This window comes from Mesorhizobium sp. RSR565B, from assembly GCF_054719465.1.
This window is the reverse complement of sequence record NZ_JBTTIE010000001.1, coordinates 4,879,566-4,898,432: the sequence shown is the minus strand read 5'-3', so window position 1 is coordinate 4,898,432 and position 18,867 is coordinate 4,879,566. Positions and strand designations below refer to the sequence as shown.

General features: G+C 64.3%; 18 protein-coding genes. 9 read left to right on the top strand and 9 right to left on the bottom strand.

All coding sequences use genetic code 11. From position 1 onward, the window contains the following. The first annotated feature begins 72 nt into the window (after positions 1–72). Together ACYG9R_RS23455 and ACYG9R_RS23450 are read left to right on the top strand one after the other, a co-directional pair. Positions 73–828 (top strand): copper homeostasis protein CutC, encoded by a 756-nt coding sequence (locus ACYG9R_RS23455; RefSeq protein WP_245259995.1) that lies wholly within the window; start codon positions 73–75, stop codon positions 826–828. Then, positions 828–1,334: a GNAT family N-acetyltransferase gene (locus ACYG9R_RS23450; RefSeq protein WP_023746795.1), complete on the top strand. Its 507-nt coding sequence runs from the start codon at positions 828–830 to the stop codon at positions 1,332–1,334. The genes ACYG9R_RS23455 and ACYG9R_RS23450 overlap by 1 nt, the downstream gene beginning before the upstream one ends. A gap of 66 nt (positions 1,335–1,400) precedes the next feature. Here ACYG9R_RS23450 and ACYG9R_RS23445 read toward each other — a convergent pair whose 3' ends face one another. The 4 genes from ACYG9R_RS23445 to ACYG9R_RS23430 form a co-directional block, all read right to left on the bottom strand. After that, the gene (locus tag ACYG9R_RS23445) at positions 1,401–2,423 is read right to left on the bottom strand and encodes an acyltransferase family protein (RefSeq protein ID WP_023735274.1); all 1,023 of its coding nucleotides are present in this window, start codon (positions 2,421–2,423) and stop codon (positions 1,401–1,403) included. Between the two features lie 288 nt (positions 2,424–2,711). After that, positions 2,712–3,509, bottom strand: a complete 798-nt coding sequence (locus ACYG9R_RS23440) for an FAD binding domain-containing protein (protein WP_023672622.1) — start codon at positions 3,507–3,509, stop codon at positions 2,712–2,714. 105 nt (positions 3,510–3,614) lie between these two features. Further along, entirely contained in the window at positions 3,615–5,960 is a 2,346-nt protein-coding gene (locus ACYG9R_RS23435; RefSeq protein WP_023707866.1) for a xanthine dehydrogenase family protein molybdopterin-binding subunit, read from the bottom strand. 123 nt (positions 5,961–6,083) lie between these two features. Continuing rightward, positions 6,084–6,584 carry a (2Fe-2S)-binding protein gene (locus ACYG9R_RS23430; RefSeq protein WP_023681712.1) on the bottom strand — a complete coding sequence of 167 codons (501 nt, stop codon included), beginning with the start codon at positions 6,582–6,584 and terminating at the stop codon, positions 6,084–6,086. 248 nt (positions 6,585–6,832) lie between these two features. On the opposite strand from ACYG9R_RS23430, the gene ACYG9R_RS23425 reads away from it, so the two are divergent. Together ACYG9R_RS23425 and ACYG9R_RS23420 are read left to right on the top strand one after the other, a co-directional pair. Continuing rightward, complete coding sequence (locus ACYG9R_RS23425; RefSeq protein ID WP_352653838.1) at positions 6,833–8,017, top strand: FIST signal transduction protein; 1,185 nt, start codon at positions 6,833–6,835, stop codon at positions 8,015–8,017. A gap of 3 nt (positions 8,018–8,020) precedes the next feature. Then, positions 8,021–9,364 (top strand): hybrid sensor histidine kinase/response regulator, encoded by a 1,344-nt coding sequence (locus ACYG9R_RS23420; RefSeq protein WP_023672626.1) that lies wholly within the window; start codon positions 8,021–8,023, stop codon positions 9,362–9,364. A 123-nt stretch (positions 9,365–9,487) separates the two neighbouring features. Here the strand turns inward: ACYG9R_RS23420 and ACYG9R_RS23415 are convergent, their stop codons facing one another. Further along, positions 9,488–10,171: a response regulator gene (locus tag ACYG9R_RS23415; RefSeq protein WP_023672627.1), complete on the bottom strand. Its 684-nt coding sequence runs from the start codon at positions 10,169–10,171 to the stop codon at positions 9,488–9,490. Between the two features lie 210 nt (positions 10,172–10,381). Between ACYG9R_RS23415 and ACYG9R_RS23410 the strand changes: the two genes are divergently transcribed. From ACYG9R_RS23410 to ACYG9R_RS23400, 3 genes are read left to right on the top strand one after another with little or no spacing between them, the layout of a single operon-like run. Continuing rightward, positions 10,382–11,104, top strand: a complete 723-nt coding sequence (locus tag ACYG9R_RS23410; protein WP_023746797.1) for a fumarylacetoacetate hydrolase family protein — start codon at positions 10,382–10,384, stop codon at positions 11,102–11,104. A 4-nt stretch (positions 11,105–11,108) separates the two neighbouring features. Then, positions 11,109–11,759, top strand: a complete 651-nt coding sequence (gene maiA / locus ACYG9R_RS23405) for a maleylacetoacetate isomerase (RefSeq protein ID WP_023746798.1) — start codon at positions 11,109–11,111, stop codon at positions 11,757–11,759. A 36-nt stretch (positions 11,760–11,795) separates the two neighbouring features. Further along, entirely contained in the window at positions 11,796–12,836 is a 1,041-nt protein-coding gene (locus ACYG9R_RS23400) for a zinc-dependent alcohol dehydrogenase family protein (RefSeq protein ID WP_023823042.1), read from the top strand. Between the two features lie 28 nt (positions 12,837–12,864). Here ACYG9R_RS23400 and ACYG9R_RS23395 read toward each other — a convergent pair whose 3' ends face one another. Beyond that, on the bottom strand, positions 12,865–13,728 hold the full coding sequence (locus ACYG9R_RS23395) for a DMT family transporter (RefSeq protein WP_023823043.1): 864 nt from the start codon (positions 13,726–13,728) through the stop codon (positions 12,865–12,867). A gap of 106 nt (positions 13,729–13,834) precedes the next feature. Between ACYG9R_RS23395 and ACYG9R_RS23390 the strand changes: the two genes are divergently transcribed. Continuing rightward, positions 13,835–15,253: an aminotransferase-like domain-containing protein gene (locus ACYG9R_RS23390; RefSeq protein ID WP_023823044.1), complete on the top strand. Its 1,419-nt coding sequence runs from the start codon at positions 13,835–13,837 to the stop codon at positions 15,251–15,253. Between the two features lie 4 nt (positions 15,254–15,257). Here ACYG9R_RS23390 and ACYG9R_RS23385 read toward each other — a convergent pair whose 3' ends face one another. Further along, positions 15,258–16,151, bottom strand: a complete 894-nt coding sequence (locus ACYG9R_RS23385) for a LysR family transcriptional regulator (protein WP_023823045.1) — start codon at positions 16,149–16,151, stop codon at positions 15,258–15,260. Between the two features lie 131 nt (positions 16,152–16,282). On the opposite strand from ACYG9R_RS23385, the gene ACYG9R_RS23380 reads away from it, so the two are divergent. Further along, positions 16,283–17,752 carry an MFS transporter gene (locus ACYG9R_RS23380; RefSeq protein WP_023823046.1) on the top strand — a complete coding sequence of 490 codons (1,470 nt, stop codon included), beginning with the start codon at positions 16,283–16,285 and terminating at the stop codon, positions 17,750–17,752. A gap of 15 nt (positions 17,753–17,767) precedes the next feature. On the opposite strand, the gene ACYG9R_RS23375 is transcribed toward ACYG9R_RS23380, so the two are convergent. Beyond that, the gene (locus tag ACYG9R_RS23375) at positions 17,768–18,265 is read right to left on the bottom strand and encodes a MaoC family dehydratase (RefSeq protein ID WP_023681725.1); all 498 of its coding nucleotides are present in this window, start codon (positions 18,263–18,265) and stop codon (positions 17,768–17,770) included. A 160-nt stretch (positions 18,266–18,425) separates the two neighbouring features. Then, positions 18,426–18,848: a phasin family protein gene (locus tag ACYG9R_RS23370; protein ID WP_023672638.1), complete on the bottom strand. Its 423-nt coding sequence runs from the start codon at positions 18,846–18,848 to the stop codon at positions 18,426–18,428. Positions 18,849–18,867: the final 19 nt, after the last annotated feature.

Sequence of the window (18,867 nt, the reverse complement as noted above, 5' to 3'; positions counted from 1 at the left end):
GGCTGTTCCGGCTTCCCCGCCAACCGAGCCGATGCTAGGGCTGGCCGTCATGCAATCATGAAGGATCGCCCCTTGGCCGGAAATGCTCGCCCCCTGATCGAAATCTGCGTCGAAGGCATCGATGGACTGCTGGCTGCGCAGGCCGCCGGCGCCGACCGGGTCGAGCTCTGCGCCAGCCTGGTCGAAGGCGGCATCACGCCCAGCCTCGGCACGGTGCGCGCCGCACTCGAGAGCGCGACCATTCCCTTCCATGTCATCGTGCGGCCGCGCGGCGGCGATTTCCTCTACAGCGAGGCCGAATACAGCTCGATGCTCGCCGATGTCGCAGCGCTTCGTGACCTCGGCGTCGCCGGCGTCGTTGTCGGTTGCCTCGATGCCGACGGCACCATCGATGAAACCCGCATGGGCGCGCTGGTCGATGCCGCCGGTCCGCTCGCCGTTACCTGCCACCGCGCCTTCGACATGACGCGCGACCCGGCCGAGGCGCTGGAAGCGCTAATCCGCTGCAAGGTCGGCCGCGTGCTGACCAGCGGCCAGAGGGACACCGCGGTGGAAGGCGCCGGCCTGTTGGCGGATCTCGTCCGCCAGGCCGACGGCCGCATCATCACCCTCGGCTGCGGCGCGCTGGACCCCGAAAACATCGCCGGGGTGCTGGCATCAACCGGGCTGACGGAACTGCATTTCGCCGCGCTCAAGGACGTACCGAGCGCCATGGCCTACCGCAACCCGCAAGTCGGCATGGGCGGCACCGATCTCGACCGCGAGTATCGCACCACAGTCACCGATGGGGCGCTGGTTGCCGCGACGATTGCGGCGGCCAGAGCATGATGAGCGAAGCCGTGAGTGGGCCGTCGCCGATCAGCCGTGTCTCGCCTCAGGACGAAGCGGCCATCCTCGCACTCAACAACGAGCACGCCGCCGAACTGTCATGGCTCGAGCCCGAACGGCTGTCCTTCCTGCTTGGCGAAGCGTTTTACGTCAGGCGCATCGGCGCGCTCGAAGCCTTCATCATGACCTTCGACCAGGATGCGCGCTACGACAGCCCGAATTTCCTCTGGTTCCGCGAGCGCTATCCACGCTTCGTCTATGTCGACCGCGTCGTCGTCGCGGCGCAAGCGCGCGGCCGCGGCCATGCCCGCCGGCTCTACGAGGATCTGTTCGGGGAAGTCGCACGCGCGGGCCACAGCATCGTCACGTGCGAGGTGAATGCCGAACCGCCCAATCCGGCTTCGGACGCCTTCCATGCCGCGCTTGGCTTCGCCGAGGTCGGCGACGCGGTGATCCATGGCGGCAAGAAGACCGTGCGCTACTACCTCAGGCAGATTGCGGGCTGACGCATCGCTGGCTGATGATCGGCAAGCAGATCGCCACGGCAGCATAAGATTAGGAGTCCGTAGCCCTCACCAATTCCGGTTCAGCCAGGCCCGCGCGGGCTTCTCGACCAGATAGTAGCTGCATAATGCACAGGCGAAGACAGCCGCCAGCATCGGGATCGGTGCACTGCCCTGCTCGGCGACGAATTTGTAGAAGGGCTGTTGCCAGAGATAGAGCGAGTACGACCATAGCCCGATCATCACCATCGGCCTGGATGAAAGCAGGCCGGTAAGATGCCAGTTGCTGGTGTCCAGCGTATTGACGGCAAGCGCCAGCAACGGCACCGCCAGTAGGTAATGGATCGGCGTCGGCACCGGATCGAGGAACAGCAATATAGCCGCCGCCGCCGACACGAGGCTGACATAGGGGCTCGTCAGGAATGCCGGCAGCCGGTCATCGTGCTTGAGCAGGCAGATCGATGCCGACAGCAGGATCGAGGCGATATGCACATCGGTGCGCCAATAGCTGTGCTCGTAATCCATGCCGAGTGCCCAGTACGAAATGGCGCCATTGGCCATCGCCAGCAGCGACAGCGTCACCAGCAGCCGAACGACATTACCCCGCCCGGTCACCACCACGCTGATCAGCGCCAGGATGATGTAGGCATGCTCTTCCACGCATAGCGACCAGATGTGGTCGAGCGCGCCGGCGCGGGTGATGAGAATTCCGGCATAGTTGTAGGTGAATGTCAGCGCCGTCAGCGCCGCCTTCCATTTGAAGCCGATAAAGGTGCCGGAGAGCCCGATCATGGCTGATGTCACGAACACCAGCAGCGCGGGATAGATGCGCGAAAAGCGGCGCTTGAAGAATTTTTTCAGCGGAAAGCGTTCGATGAACAGGATCTCGCCCATCAGCCGGCCTGAGAGCACGAAGAAGAACTCGACGCCGAGCACGCCGAGATTGATCCCGGGAACGGGGAAGAAATGGCCGATCAGCACCAGTGCGATCGAAAGCCCGCGCCAACCATCGAGATAGGCCAGTCTTGCTCTGGCTGCTTTGTCGGCTGTGGCCCGCGGCAGGGCAACAGACGCTGCGGAGATGTCGGCCATGCCGATCCTCTACGACGCAAGATCTTGGCGCAGCTCACACCGCCGCGCGCAGAATCCACCCCGTGTTCCGCCAAGCTATACATATTGCAGTGCAATATCAGATTGTGCAAGTGCGAGAATGGGGCTGGGCAGTCCCTTGGGAAGTATGCGCCTGTTCTTGCACGGGAATTACCTGAAACAACGGATTTGCGCGTGGCAGCGAACCCGCAAGGACTGGGCAGTTACAGCCCGCCACAGACGAACAAAGGGGCCGCGATGGCCCCTTTCCTTGTCAGTAGCTTTATGATGTCAGGCGTTGGCTGCCGCCACCGCGCGCTTGGCCATCACGGCGATCAAATTGGCACGGTATTCGGCCGAAGCGTGGAGGTCGGTCATCAAATTCTTCGCCGGCACTTTCACGCCGTCGAGCGCCGATGCGGCAAAATTCTTCGCCAGTGCTGCTTCGATCTCCTTCGAGCGGAACACACCGTCATCGCCGGCGCCGGTAACGGCAACGCTGACCCCGTCCTTGCCCTTTGCCACGAACACGCCGACGATCGCATAGCGCGAGGCCGGGTTGCGGAATTTTTCGTAAGCAGCCTTGGCCGGCGCGGTAAAACTCACCGCGGTGATGATCTCGCCTTCTTTCAGCGCCGTTTCGAACAGGCCGGTGAAGAATTTCGCGGCTGAAATCTCGCGCTTGTTGGTGACGATGGTGGCGCCCAGCGCCAAGAGCGCCGCCGGATAATCGGCGGCTGGGTCGTTGTTGGCGACCGAGCCGCCGATCGTGCCCTTGTGGCGCACCGCCGGATCGCCAATCAGCGACGCAAGGTGGGCAAGCGCCGGACAGGCCTTCCGCAGCTTCTCGTCATTGGCGACGTCGTAATGGGTTGTGGCGGCGCCGATGGTGACGGTCTTGCCCGACACCTTGACGCCTTGCAGCTCCTTGATCCGCGACAGGTCGATCAGGTCGGACGGTGCGGCGAGCCGCGTCTTCATCGCCGGGATCAGCGTCATGCCGCCTGACAAAAGCCTGGCGTCGCCGCTCTTCACCAGCTTGGCGGCGTCGGCGACCGAGGCGGCGCGGTGGTAGTTGACTGCGTACATGGGATCCTCCCCTGAAGTGGTTAGGCAGTAGTGAGTAGTGAGTAGGGAATAGGGACGCTGTCATCTCCGGTAATGCCCATTCCCTACTCACTACTCCCTACTCACTCATTTCTTCGCCCTAATCGCCGCCCACACCGTTGACGGCGAGGCTGGCATGGCGATGTCCACAATCCCCAAAGCGTCGGTGATGGCGTTGATGACCGCCGGCGGCGAGCCGATGGCGCCGGCCTCGCCACAGCCCTTGATGCCGAGCGGATTGCTCGGACACGGCGTGTTCGAGGTCGACACCTTGAATGACGGCAGGTCGTCCGCGCGCGGCATGGTGTAGTCCATGTAGCTCGCCGTTAGCAGCTGCCCGCTATCGTCATAGTGCGCGCCTTCCAGCAGCGCCTGGCCGATGCCCTGGGCGATGCCGCCATGCACCTGACCCTCGACGATCATCGGGTTGATGATGTTGCCGAAATCGTCCGCCGCGACGAACTGGACGATCTCGGTCGTGCCGGTTTCCGGATCGATCTCGACCTCGCAGATGTAGCAGCCCGCCGGGAAAGTGAAGTTCGCCGGATCGTAGAAGGCTGTTTCCTTCAGTCCCGGCTCCATGCCTGCCGGCAGATTGTGAGCGGTGTAGGCGGCAAGCGCCACCTGGAACCAGGGCAGGCTCTTGTCGGTGCCGGCAACCTTGACCTCGCCATTCTCGATGACGATGTCGCCCTCGTCGGCCTCGAGCAGATGGGCGGCGATTTTCTTGGCCTTGGCCTCGACCTTGTCGAGCGCCTTGGCAATTGCCGACATGCCGACCGCGCCCGAGCGCGAGCCGTAGGTGCCCATGCCCATCTGCACCTTGTCGGTGTCGCCATGGACGATCGACACCGAGTCGAGCGGCACGCCGAAGCGCTGGGTGACCAGTTGCGCGAAGGTCGTCTCATGGCCCTGGCCGTGGCTGTGCGAGCCGGTCAGCACCTCGATCGTGCCGACGGCATTGACCCGCACCTCGGCCGATTCCCACAGACCGACGCCGGCGCCGAGCGAACCGACGGCCGCCGACGGCGCGATGCCGCAGGCCTCGATATAGCAGCTCATGCCGATGCCGCGCAGCCTGCCCTGGCTGGCGGCCGCCGCTTTGCGCTTGGCAAAGCCGGCATAGTCGGACGCCTGTGTCGCCGCATCGAGTGAAGCTCCATAGTCGCCGGCGTCATAGTTCATGATGACCGGCGTCTGATGCGGAAACTCGGTGATGAAATTGGCGCGCCGAAGCTCCGCCGGAGACACGCCGAGTTCGCGTGCGGCGGTCTCCATTGTGCGTTCGAGCAAATAGGTCGCTTCCGGCCGCCCTGCCCCACGATAGGCATCGACGGGTGCCGTGTTGGTGTAGACGGTGCGCACATTGGCGTGGATCGTCGGGATGTTGTACTGGCCCGACAGCAGCGTCGCGTAGAGATAGGTCGGCACGCAAGACGAGAACAGCGACATGTAGGCGCCGAGATTGGCGATGGTGTCGACTTTGAAGCCGGTGATCTTGTTGTTCTTGTCGAACGCCATTTCGACCGTCGAGACATGGTCGCGGCCATGTGCGTCGGTGAGAAAGCTTTCGGTACGGTCGGCAACCCATTTGACCGGCACGCCGGTCTTCTTCGACGCCCACAGGCAGACGATCTCTTCGGGATAGATGTAGATCTTCGAGCCGAAGCCGCCGCCGACATCGGGCGCAATGACGCGCAGCTTGTTTTCCGGCGCGACATTGTAGAAGGCGCTCATCACTAGCCGCGCGACATGCGGGTTCTGCGACGTCGTCCAGCAGGTAAAATGGTCCTCGGCCTTGTCGTAATGGCCAAGCGCAGCGCGCGGCTCCATGGCGTTGGGAACCAGCCGGTTGTTGACGATCTTCATGCGGGTGACATGGGCCGCCGCCTGGATCGCCGCGTCGGTCGCCTTGGCATCGCCGATCTCCCAGTCGAAGATAAGATTGTCCTCGGCTTCGGCATGGACCTGCGGCGCACCTTTTTGCAGCGCCTTAGTGGCATCGACCACCGCCTTCAATTCCTTGTAGGTGATCTCGACCGCTTCGGCCGCGTCGCGGGCCTGGCCCTTGGTTTCCGCCACCACGATGACGACCGCGTCGCCGACATAGCGCACCTTGTCGACGGCCAGCGGCGACCACGCGCCCATCTTCATCGGCGAGCCGTCCTTGGAATGGATCATCCAGCCGCAGATCAGGTTGCCGATGCCGTCGGCCTTGAGCTCCTTGCCGGTCAAGACGCCGATGACGCCGGGCATCGCCTGCGCTCGTCTGACGTCGATCTTCTTGATCTGAGCATGCGCGTGCGGGCTGCGCACGAAAGCGGCATGCTTCATGCCGGAAACCACCATGTCGTCGACATAGCGGCCGGCGCCGGTGATGAAGCGTTTGTCTTCCTTGCGCACGACCCGAGCGCCGATGCCTTCAATGCCCATAGGAATTCCTCCGGAATAGCGAATAGTGAGTGGCGAATAGTGATTAGTGAGTAGGGAATTGTGCTCGGAGCGGTTCGGCTAAACCGACTACTCGCTACTCCCTATTCGCTACTCGCTTCTTTCTTACGCTGCCTGTTTCGCCCTGCCCTTCGGCACCTTCGCCATAGTCTGCGATGCGGCGAGGATCGCCTTGACGATGTTGTGGTAGCCGGTGCAGCGGCAGATGTTGCCTTCGAGCTCGGCGCGCACCGTCGCCTCATCGAGGCCTTCGGGATGGCGCGCGATCATGTCGGTCGCGGTCATGATCATGCCCGGCGTGCAGAAGCCACATTGCAGCCCATGATGTTCCTTGAACGCGGCCTGCATCGGATGCAGGTCGCCGCCATTGGCAAGCCCTTCGATCGTCACCACGGTCGACCCGGAGGCCTGCACGGCCAGCATCGAACAGGACTTCACCGCCTTGCCGTCGACATGCACGACGCAGGCGCCGCATTGAGAGGTGTCACAACCGACATGCGTTCCGGTGAGACCAAGATTTTCGCGCAGGAAATGAACCAGAAGCGTTCGGTCCTCGGCAGCGCCGCTGATCCGTTTTCCGTTCACGACAAACGAAACGTCCGACATGCATCCTCCCTGGGTATGACCTTGGTAGTCATGCTGCCGATGCGGCTTTGGCGCTCGGCCATGCGCTATTGGTACACTGCACAAAGCGCAAAAAACACACGGCGCTCATTGTACTTTCGGTCATGGAGAAAACGAAAATCATGGGCCTGTCCGCCCCATTGCCAAAGAGCGAATAGGGGGCAACAATGCCCTCGACGCCAGCGCGCCGAGAGACGTAAAACGGGCGCGCGCAGGAAGCGTCGGAGGATATCGGGAGGAAGCCTCTGGCCAGTTCACGGACGAGCTATGCATCCGGTCTGTCGGCGCTCACCACCGACGAGCCCGACGCCGATGCATTCGCCCTGGCGGTCGCCGTCGAGGCCGCAGCCATCGATGCCGGCTTTGCCCTGCTGTTCTTCTCCCAGAGCCTGTTTGACGCGAGCGTCCTTTCGCAAGGGCTGAAGACCCACGCGCCGACGCTGGCCTACGCCGCCTGCTCGACCGCCGGCGAGATTACCCCCCAGGGCCTGGAGGAAGGCCATGTGCTGGCGCTGCTCTTTCCCTCCGCGTCGTTTTCGGCGGTCAGCACCATGGTCGACAATCTCTCCTCGTCGGGCATGGACAGGATCACTGATGAAGTCGAGGCCCTGCGGCGCCTACTGCGCGGGCGCCTCGGCTGTTGCCATACCAAAAGCACCTTCGCGCTCTGCTTCATCGACGGCCTGTCCTTTGCCGAGGAAGCGGTGACCTCGGCCATCCATTGGGGGCTGGACGACATCCCGCTGCTCGGCGGTTCGGCGGGCGACGACCTCAAATTCGAAACCACCAGTCTGATTTCGAACGGCAAGGTGGCGTCAGACAGCGCCATCATCGTGTTGATTGCTACCGAAATTCCCTTCCACGTCTTCAAGACCGACAATTTCATCCCCACCGACGAAAAGCTGGTGGTGACGGCATCCGACCCGGACCACCGCACCGTGCGCGAGTTCAACGCCACCAATGCGGCCGAGGAATATGCAGCCTCGGTCGGCATCGTTGCGCAGAACCTGACGCCGCTGAGCTTCGCCTCTCACCCCGTTGTGGTGAAGGTGGGCGGCGAATACTACTGCCGCTCGATCCAGAAGATGCATCCCGACGGCTCGCTGTCGTTCTTCTGCGCCATCGACGACGGCGTCGTGCTGTCCATCGCCCAGCCCAAGGACATGGTGGAATCGACGCGCGCCGCACTGCGCGACGTCGAGGAGCGGCTCGGCGGCATCGACATGATCCTCGGCTTCGATTGCGTGCTGCGCCGGCTCGACGCCCGCAACCGCCAGGTGTTCCGCGACATTTCGGAGCTTTACCGGGTCAACAATGTCATCGGCTTCGGCACCTATGGCGAACAGTATCGTTCGATGCACCTCAACCAGACTTTCACCGGCATCGCCTTCGGCGAACGCCAGGCGGCGGAATAGCCCATGCCGCTCAGGGACATCGACGACGTCGACAGGCTGAAGAAGATCAACGCCGCTCTGGTCAGCCGCGTCGAGCGCTCGATGGACCAGCAGGGCAATGCCTTCTCGCTGTTCCAGACTGCAATTTCACTGGAAAACCGGGTGCGCATGCGCACCGAGGAACTGCACTCGACCTTGCGCCGGCTGGAACAGTCGAACATCGACCTCAGCGCCGCCAAGGAAAACGCCGAGCTGGCGAACCTGTCCAAGACCAGGTTCCTGGCCGCCGCCAGCCATGACGTGCTGCAGCCGCTGAACGCCGCCCACCTCTCGGTCTCGGCACTGGCCGAAGTGCAGACCAGCGACGAGGGCAAGAAACTCGTCCGTCAGGTCGAGCGCTCGCTGGAGACGATGGAAGACCTGTTGCGCACGCTGCTCGACATTTCCAAGCTCGACGCCGGCGTGGTCCAGCCCGACATTGGCGACGTCAATCTGGAGACGTTGTTTTCGTCGCTGCGCTCGGATTTCAAGCCGGTTGCCAAGCTGAAGGGGCTGACACTGAAATTCCGCCCGGTCAGCGCCGTGGTGCGTTCGGACCGCACGCTTTTGCGCCGCATCCTGCAGAACATCCTGTCCAATGCGCTGCGCTATACCCGCTCGGGCGGCGTGCTGGTCGGCACCAGGCATCGCGGCGACACCATCCGCATCGATGTCGCCGACACCGGCTGCGGCATTCCCGACGACCAGCGCGAGGCGGTGTTCGAGGAATTCCATCGCGGCTCCGCCATTCCGGCCGATACCGGAATTTCCGGCGGCGGGCTGGGGCTGGGCCTTGCCATCGTGCGGCGCATGGCCGCCGCGCTCGGCCACCCCGTGACGTTTTCGTCGAAAGTCGGGCGCGGCACCATCTTCCACATCGATGTGCCGGTCGGCATCGGCGCCAGCGCCGACGCCATCGCCAGCCTTGCCGAGATGGAGCGGCCGCGCGGCTACGGCCTGTTCGGCACCAAGGTGCTGCTGGTCGAAAACGACGCCGATGTGTTGCAGGCGATGACCTTCCTGCTCGAGCGCTGGCAGTGCCTGGTGCGTGCCGCGACCTCGACCGAGGATGCGCTCAGCCTGCTCGGCGACACCGACTGGGTGCCCGACATCGTCATTGCCGACCAGCATCTCGACGACGGCGACCTCGGCACCGCAACAATAGCCGAAGTGCGCGATTATCTCGGCCGCGCCGTGCCGGCGCTGATCGTCACCGCCGACGGATCGGAGGCCGTCGCCAAAGCCGCCCGCGCCGCCGGCATCGAACTGATGCGCAAGCCGCTGAAACCGGCGCAGCTAAGGGCGCTGCTGGCGCATCTGCTGGCTTGAGCCCCATACCCTCCCCTTGATGGGGAGGGTCGGCGCGCAACGCCGGGGCGGGGTGCAGCGCCAAGGTCCCCCACCCCGCTCCGCTTCGCGGATCGACCCTCCCAACAAGGGGGAGGGTAAAGATCAAAACCCGGCCTGATCGCGAAACAGCTCCGCATTGTCCAGCTTCGACACCTCGATCACCGCTTGCGTGCGGCTGTAGACGTTGAGCTTGCGCAGGATCTCCGAGACATGCGCCTTGACCGTGGTCTCGCCGACCTGCAGCTCGTAGGCGATCTGCTTGTTGAGCAGGCCTTGGCGCAGCATCTGCAGCACGCGCAGCTGCTGCGGCGTCAGTTTGGCCAGCCGCTGCACCATGTCGGCGCGGTCGGCGCTGTCGGCGTCGGGCGGCTGTCCCTCATAGGTCTCCGGCACATAGATCGCGCCCTCCATCACCGAGCGGATTGCGGCCGCAAGATCGCTCTTGCGCGCCGATTTCGGGATGAAGCCGGCAGCGCCATAGGACAACGCCTCGGAGATGATCTTAGGCTCCTCATAGCCCGAGACGACGACCACCGGCAGCCGCGGATGGCGGGTCCTCAGCTGCAGCAACCCGTCAAAGCCATGCACATCGGGCATGTTGAGATCGAGCAGCGCCAGATCGAACGGTTTTATCCCACCCAGGAGATCGAGCGCTTCGGCAATCGAGCGCGCCTCCACCGTGTCGACTTCCGGGTACGCCATCTGCACGGCGCTGTGCAGCGCCTCGCGAAACAGCGGATGGTCGTCGATGATCAGAAACCGGGCGCGATCGTTGATTGCGGTCATGGTGTTTGTTTCAGTTCTCCGTGGGCACGATACTCCCGCTGGTATGGCCAGCTTATTGGCAAATAGTCTATCGCCATCTTAACCCCCGGAGGCGAAGCCGACTTTATCCGACAATCAAGGCGCAGCTCGTGCTTTTGCGGACGCTGATGCCTTGCCCGGGGGTTCAAATCGGTCAAATGTGCCGTCAAGATCCCAAGCAGAGACCCGCGCATGACAGACTTCGTCCTTCCCCTGCCCGCAACACCATCGGTCGCCGTCGCCGGCTCGGCCGAGCGTTTTGCGGTGCGCCGCATCTTCTGCGTCGGCCGCAACTACGCCGCCCACGCCCGCGAACTCGGCAATGACGAGCGCGACCCGCCGTTCTTTTTCACCAAGCCGGCCGATGCGGTGGTCGATTCCGGCACCACGATCCCCTACCCGCCCTTGACCAAGAACCTGCACCACGAGATCGAGCTGGTCGCGGCGATCGGCAAGGCCGGCTTCCGCATTCCTCGCGCGCAGGCGCTCGACCATGTCTGGGGCTACGGCGTCGGTATCGACCTCACCCGCCGCGACCTGCAGGACGAGGCCAAGAAAGCAGCCCGGCCCTGGGACTGGTCGAAGGCCTTCGACCGCTCGGCGCCCTGCGGCCCGTTGGTATCAGCCGCCAAATCCGGCCACCCGCAAAAGGGCCGCATCTGGCTCGCCGTCGACGGCACGGTGAAACAGGAGGGCGACCTCGCCGAATTGATCTGGCCGATCGCCGATATCGTTTCGATCTGCAGCAGTGCGGTTGTACTACAACCGGGCGACCTGATCTTCACCGGCACGCCGGCCGGCGTCGGCGCGGTGGCGCCGGGACAGACGATGACCGGCGGTGTCGACGGCATCGGCACCATCGAGATCACTGTCGGCCAAGATTCGATCGGCCAAAATTCCACCGGCAAGCCGTGATCCGATGAGCGACCTCGTCCTCCACAACTACTACCGCTCCTCCACTTCCTACCGCGTCCGCATTGCGCTCGAGATGAAGGGGCTGGGCTACGATTACGTGCCGCATCATCTGCGTCATGGCGACCATCTGGAGCCGGCTTACCTGGCGGTCAATCCGCAGGGGCTGGTGCCGGCGCTGATCCTGGGCGACGGCACGCTTTTGACGCAGTCGCTGGCGATCATCGAATATCTCGACGAGACCCACCCCGAACCGCCGCTGCTGCCGAAGGACGCGCTCGGCCGGGCGCGCGTGCGAATGCTGGCGCAGATGATCGCCTGCGACATCCACCCGGTGAACAATCTGCGCGTGCTGACCTCGCTGCGCACTTTGTTCGGCGCCGGCGACCAGGATGTCATCCACTGGTTTCGCCACTGGGTGAACGAAGGGTTCCAGCCGCTTGAAAAGATTCTGGCTTCATCGGATGAGACCGGCACATTTTGCCATGGCGACGCACCGGGCCTCGCCGACATCTGCCTGGTCGCCCAGATCGCCAGCAACGCCCGCTTCGGAGTCGACCTGACACCCTACCCCGAGATCTCGCGCATCCACGCCGCCTGCATGGCGCTGCCGGCCTTTCAGAAGGCAGCGCCGGAGAATCAGATAGATGCCGAATAGGCTCACAATGCCGGAGCAGAGCACGGAGAGTTGCCGATGAAAGCCGTCGTCTTCGAAAAATTCGGCGAAGCGCCGAGAATCCAGACCGTGCCGGATCCTAAACCGGCCGCCGACGGCGTCGTCATCAAGGTCGAGGCGACCGGGCTCTGCCGCAGCGACTGGCATGGCTGGATGGGCCATGACGATGGCATCACACTGCCGCATGTGCCGGGCCATGAACTGGCCGGCATCGTCGTCGCCGTCGGCAAGCAGGTGACCCGCTGGAAGGCCGGCGAACGCGTCACCGTGCCGTTTTGCGTCGGCTGCGGCCGCTGTTTCGAATGCAATTCGGGCAATCATCAGGTCTGCGAGCACCAGACGCAGCCGGGTTTCACCGCCTGGGGATCGTTTGCCGAATATGTCGCCATCGAGCATGCCGACACCAATCTCGTACGCCTGCCCGAGGAGATGGAGTTCGCCACCGCCGCCAGCCTCGGCTGCCGCTTCGTCACCTCGTTTCGCGCCATTGTCGACCAGGGCCGGGTGACGCCGGGGGAATGGGTGGCGGTGCATGGCTGCGGCGGCGTCGGCCTGTCGGCGATCATGATCGCCAGTTCCATGGGCGCCAATGTCATCGCCATTGACCTCACCGACGAGAAACTGGACTTCGCCAAAAAGATCGGCGCCGTGGCGACCATCAACGCCGCGACCACGCCGAACGTGGTCAAGGCGGTCAAGCAAATCACCAATGGCGGCGCGCATATGTCGATGGACGCGCTCGGCCACCCCACGACATCCTTCAACTCGATTGCCAATCTGCGCCGGCGCGGCCGCCACGTGCAGGTCGGCCTGATGCTGGGCGAACATGCGCGCCCGCAAGTGCCGATGGACAAGGTGATCGCCTTCGAGCTCGAAATCCTCGGCAGCCACGGCATGCAGGCCTACCGCTACCCCGCCATGATGGAGATGATCCGTACCGGCAAGCTCAAGCCCGAACTGCTGGTCGGCAACAAGATCAGCCTTGATGAGGCGCCTGCGGCGCTGATGGCAATGGGCGGGTTCGAGGGGATTGGCATTGGGGTGGTGACGAAGTTCTAGGGCGGAGTCGCCCTCCACCACCAAACTCCTAGCGTGCAAATTTCTTCGCCCCGAACACGCAAGCCACCACGCCGAGCGTCACGACCACCATCAGCGGGCTGACCTGCTCGTGCAGCAGCGACGCTGCCAGCGCCAGGCCGAAAAAGGGCTGCAGCAACTGCAACTGCCCGACGGCAGCGATGCCGCCTTGGGCGAGGCCGCGGTACCAGAACACGAAGCCGATCAGCATGCTGAACAGCGAGACATAGGCGAGACCCATCCAGGCGTGAGAGCCGATGCCGGCGAAGGACGACGGCAGCGTCGCAAAGGTCAGAACCAGCATGATCGGCAGCGAGATCGCCAGCGCCCAGCAGATCACCTGCCAGCCGCCCAGCCTGCGCGACAATGCCGCCCCCTCGGCATAGCCCAGGCCGCAGACGATGATGGCGGCCAGCATCAGGCCGTCGCCGACAGGTGAGGCCGTCACGCCTTGCATCAGGGCAAAACCGGCGACCAGCGCGCTGCCGATGCAGGAAAACAGCCAGAAGGCCGGGCGCGGACGCTCGCCACCGCGCAGCACGCCGAAGATCGCGGTGGCCAGCGGCAGCAGGCCGACGAAGATGATAGAGTGGGCAGAGGTGACGTGCTTGAGCGCCAGAGCGGTGAGCAAGGGAAAGCCGACAACCACCCCAAGGGCGACGATCACCAGCGACAGAAAATCGCTGCGCGCCGGGCGCTTCTGCTGGAACAGGACGAGCATCGCGAGACCAAGCAGCCCGGCAATCGCGGCGCGGGCCGAGGTCAGGAATGTCGGATCGAACTCCGCCACTGCGACGCGCGTCGCCGGCAGCGAGCCTGAGAAGATCAGCACGCCGACGAATCCGTTCAGCCAGCCGCTCGCGGTCTTGTCCATTCCAGGCTCCATTGCTTTCGACCTCTATCGGGCAAGTGCCTATGGTGCAGCCAGAGACAATGCAGTACAATTCCGCAAAACTGTAATGGCAGGTCGAGCAGTACGGATGAAGGAACTCGCTTTGGAAGCGGACGGCGCGCGCACCGTTCTCGCGATCACTCTGGTCGAAACTGTGATGGCGACCATCCGCCAGCGGATATCGGCGCGCAGCCTGACGCCGGGCGCGCGGCTGCCCTCGATCCGCGCCTTCGCCAAGGCCATGCAGGTGTCGAAATCCACCGTCGTCGAAGCTTATGAACGGCTTGCCGCCGAAGGCGCGATTCGCTCCCGGCCGGGTTCGGGTTTTTATGCCGCCGGATCGCTGGCGCCACTGTCGCTGGCCGAGATTGGACCCCGGCTCGATCGCGCCATCGATCCGCTGTGGGTCTCGCGCCAGTCGCTGGAAGCCGGCGACGAGATGCGGAAACCAGGCTGCGGCTGGATGCCGGCCTCGTGGATGCCGCAGTCGGCCTTGCGCCGGGCGCTGCGCACCGTGGCGCGCGCCGACGATGTCGACCTAGCCGATTACGGCACGCCGCTCGGCCTGCCGCCGCTCAGGCAATTGCTCGCGCGGCGCATGGCCGGCCACGGCATCGAGGTCGCGCCCGAACAGATCATGCTGACCGAATCGGGCACGCAGGCCATCGATCTTCTGTGCCGCTTCCTGATCGAACCGGGCGATACCGTGCTGCTCGACGACCCCTGCTATTTCAATTTTCACGCGCTGCTGCGCGCCCACCGCGCCAAGGTCGTCAGCGTGCCCTACACGCCATCGGGGCCTGATATCGAGCTGTTCGCGCAGGCGCTCGCCGAGCACAGGCCGCGCCTCTACATCACCAATTCCGCCATCCACAACCCGACCGGCGCGATCCTGTCGCCGGTCACCGCGCACCGGCTGCTGAAGCTCGCCGACCAGTCGGACCTGACCATCATCGAGGACGATATCTTCGCCGATTTCGAGCACAGCCCCGCGCCCCGGCTGGCGGCGTTCGACGGCCTCAACCGCGTCGTCCATATCGGCAGCTTCTCCAAGACGCTATCGGCATCGGTTCGCTGCGGCTTCATCGCGGCACCACGCGACTGGATCGAGCAACTTACCGACCTCAAGATCGCCACCACCTTCGGCGGCGGCCGGCTGGCGGCCGAACTGGTGCTGACGCTGCTTAGGGACGGCAGCTACCGCAAGCACATGGAATTGCTGCGCGCGCGGCTTTCCCGCGCCATGGGCGAGACGGGCGCGCGCCTGAAGGCCATCGGCATCACGCCCTGGATCGACCAACCGGCCGGCTTGTTCCTGTGGTGCAGCCTGCCGGATGGCGTGGACGCGGCTGAAATGGCACGCCGCGCGCTGGCCGACAACATCGTGCTGGCGCCCGGCAACGCATTCAGCCTGTCGGGAACCGCCAGCCGGTTCCTGCGCTTCAACGTTGCCCAATGCCAAGACGAGCGGATTTTCAGGGTGCTCAAGGCGGCAATGGCGCGCTGAGCGCTCAGCGGGAGGCCGCGCAGACCTCCCGAACGCAATCTCGCAGCCAGCGTTGCGCCGGATCGGCATCGAGCCGTGGATGCCAGAGCATCGAGATGGTGACCTCCACCGTGGCGACCGGCAGCGGAAAGCTGACCATGCCGGCGCGTGCGCCTTGCGTGTGCCGTTCGGGCACGCTGGCAATAAGGTCCGAAGCGCGCGCCATGGAGAGTGCAGCCGAAAAGCCGGAGACCATGCACGCCACGGTTCGCTGCAGGCCGAGCAGCGCCAAAGTCTGATCGATCGGCCCTCTTTCCCGACCCCGCCGTGAAACGCTGATGTGGTGGCCGCCCGCGTAGCGTTCAGGCGTTACCGCGCCTTCACTCAAAGGGTGGCCGGCTCGCACAGCACCGACGAAGCGGTCGCGAAACAGCGCCTGTATCAGCACTTCAGGTCCGGCCTCGCCGGCAACGCCGATTTCGAGGTCGATGTCGGCGTCGCGCAACGAGGCGACATCCTTGTCGGCTTTCGGCGCAAAGCGCAGCCGCACGCCCGGCGCCTCGGCCTGGATGCGGGCGACAAGACGCGGCCCGAATTCCTCGACGAACCCTTCATTGGTGCGCAGCGTGAAAATCTGTTCCAGCTTTGCGAGATCGAGAGGCCTGGCAGGGCGCAGCAACGTTTCTGCTTCCTGGACGACATGGCCGGCCTGCTGCCGCAATGCCTCCGCGCGCGGCGTCGGGACCAGGCCGCGGCCGGCGCGGACCAGCAGCGGATCGCCGGTCGCTTCCCGCAGCCGCGCCAGCGTGCGGCTCATCGCCGAAGGGCTGAGCCGCAGCCGGGTTGCCGCGCGCGCCACGCTGCCTTCGGCGAGCAAAACGTCGAGCGCGAACAGCAGATTGAGATCGGGCGATGCCATCGGCGGATTGTAGCACATGCCATGGCGTTTGGCGCACGAATAAGATGCAAATGCTGCGCCTTCCGCCATTCCACCCTGACGACTAGATCTCCGACAGGTCCGGTTGCGGGACTGACAAGGAGGAAATCGCCATGGCAATTGCTGAGCAGAACGAGTGCGCATCGGCGCCGCAGAACACCCGGTCCGCAGGCCTGGCCCACTCTCCTGTCTTGGCATTGGCCAGCCTGTCGCTCGCCACGCTGCTGTCGTCGCTTGGAACCAGCATTGCCAGCGTCGGACTGCCTTCCCTCATGCAGGCGTTCGGTGCGCCGTTCCAGTCCGTGCAATGGGTGGTTCTCGCCTATCTGCTCGCCATCACGGCCCTGATCGTCAGCGCCGGTCGGCTGGCCGATATGCTCGGCCGCCGGCCGTTGCTGCTCGGCGGCATCGCGCTGTTCACACTGGCCTCGGTGCTCTGCGGCCTGGCGCCGACGCTCTGGCTGCTGATTGCGGCGCGCGCCGTACAAGGACTGGGTGCCGCGCTGATGATGGCGTTGACGCTGGCCTTTGTCGCTGAGACCGTGACCAAGGAGAGAACCGGCAGCGCCATGGGCCTGCTCGGCGCCATGTCGGCGATCGGCACGACGCTCGGACCCTCGCTCGGCGGCTTGCTGATCGCCGGCTTTGGCTGGCGGGCGATCTTCCTCGTCAATGTGCCGCTCGGCCTCCTGACCTTTGCCCTCGCCTCGCTGGCCCTGCCTGCCCGCGGCAAGGCTGCGGGCGTTCAAGGCGGGTTCGACGCGATCGGGACGGTCTTGCTAGGCCTGACGCTCGCCGCCTATGCACTGGCCATGACGCTCGGCCACGGCCATTTCGGCGCCCTCAACACCGGCCTGCTGGTTGCCGCCGGCATCGGCGTCGTTCTGTTCGGCGTCGCGCAGAAGAGGGCGAAGAATCCCTTGATCCGGCTTGCCCGGTTGTACGACATCCGGCTCAGCGCCAGCCTCGCCACGAACCTCGTTGTCGCCACAGTGATGATGGCGACCCTGGTGGTCGCTCCGTTCTATTTGTCGCGAGGGCTGGGGCTCAATGCTGCGATGGTCGGCATGGTCCTGTCGACAGGTCCGCTGGTCTCCGCGCTCTCGGCACTTATCGCCGGCCGCCTCACCGATCGCTTCGGTACCAACAGGATGATGATCGCCGGACTATTCGGCCTGGTCAACGGCACCTTGCTTTTGTCGCTCGCCGCAACAAAACTCGGCATTGCCAGCTATATCGTGCCGATCGCCGTCACCTGCTTCGGGTACGCCCTGTTCCAGACATCCAACAATGCCGCCGTCATGACCGGTGTCGCTGCCGGCGAGCGCGGCGTGGTGTCCGGCCTGCTCAATCTGTCGCGCAATCTCGGCCTGATCACCGGCGCATCGCTTATGGGCGCCATTTTTGCGGCTGCCTCGACGGGAGAACGGCAAAGCCAGGACATGCTGACCTCAGCGGCAGCCGCGCACGGCATGCAGGTTACCTTTCAGACGGCAACGGTCCTGGCGGTGGCTGCGCTGTTGCTGGCACTGCTCTCGACCCGCGCCGGCGGCAGGCTGTCGGTGCGGCAACAGCCATCATGACCGAAGATAGGGAGCTTACGCTCCCGCCCGCTTGCGCCGCTCATAAAGCATGACCAGCGTTTCGGCGGTCAGCGCCGGCCTCTGTTCGCCCTCGATCTCGACCGTATTGGCGGCCTTCATCAGATACTGGCCCGGCCCCTTGTCCTCCACCGACAACAGCGTCGTGCGCAGCCGGATGCGTGCGCCGACCCTGACGGGCGCCAGGAACCGCACCTTGTCGAAGCCGTAATTGAAGGCGGCTTGCGTGTTTTCGGGGACGATGCCCATGCCCAGCGCCAGCGCGCCGATGATCGACAGCGTCAGATAGCCATGCGCGATCGTGGTGCGAAATGGGCTCTGCCGCTTCGCCCGCTCCGGATCGACGTGGATCCACTGATGGTCGCCTGTGCATTCGGCAAACTGGTTGATGCGGTTCTGGTCGACGGTCGTCCATTCCGACACGCCGAGCTCCTGCCCGGCCATCGCCCTTAACTGCTCGAAGGTCGGCGGCGTTTTCGGCCGTAGTTCCGTCATTCCTGCTTTCCCGGTGGCTCCCAGTGCCTCGGACCACGAACGGACGGCTCCTGTCAATTCGCCCGTTGCGATTCCGTTCCGCCATTTTCCGCCAAACAGCGTCCCTCGTCCATGCTCATGCGCCGCAACCGGCCCGCTCCTCTCATGGTTGCGTTGAGAGTCACTTCTTGTCATAGCCCGAGCGGATTTCCTCCATCGCTTCCTTGATGCGGCTGCGCAGGATTTCGATCGATTCGGTGCCGGATTTCTTGACCAGCTCGGCCACTTCGCCGGCATTTTTCAGGGCGGCTTCGAAGGATTTCCTGGCGAACTCCGCCTGTTTTGTCATCAGTTCCTGGGGATTGCCCGGCGCCTTGTAGCTCTGCGCCATGTCGCTGACTTCACGCAGCGTGTCCTGCAGCATCTCGCGCTGTCTGGACAACAATGAGGTCGCGCCGGCAGCTCCCGCCCGCGCCGATCTTTCCAGGGCCTCGAGGTTCTTGCGATGATGCGCGAGGATCGCCTCGACATTCGGCACCTTCAGGTCACGGCCGAACCGGCTGAACATGTCAAGGAACGAATCGGAGTCGGGTTGTTTGGCCATTGCTCGTGCTCCCCAGTGT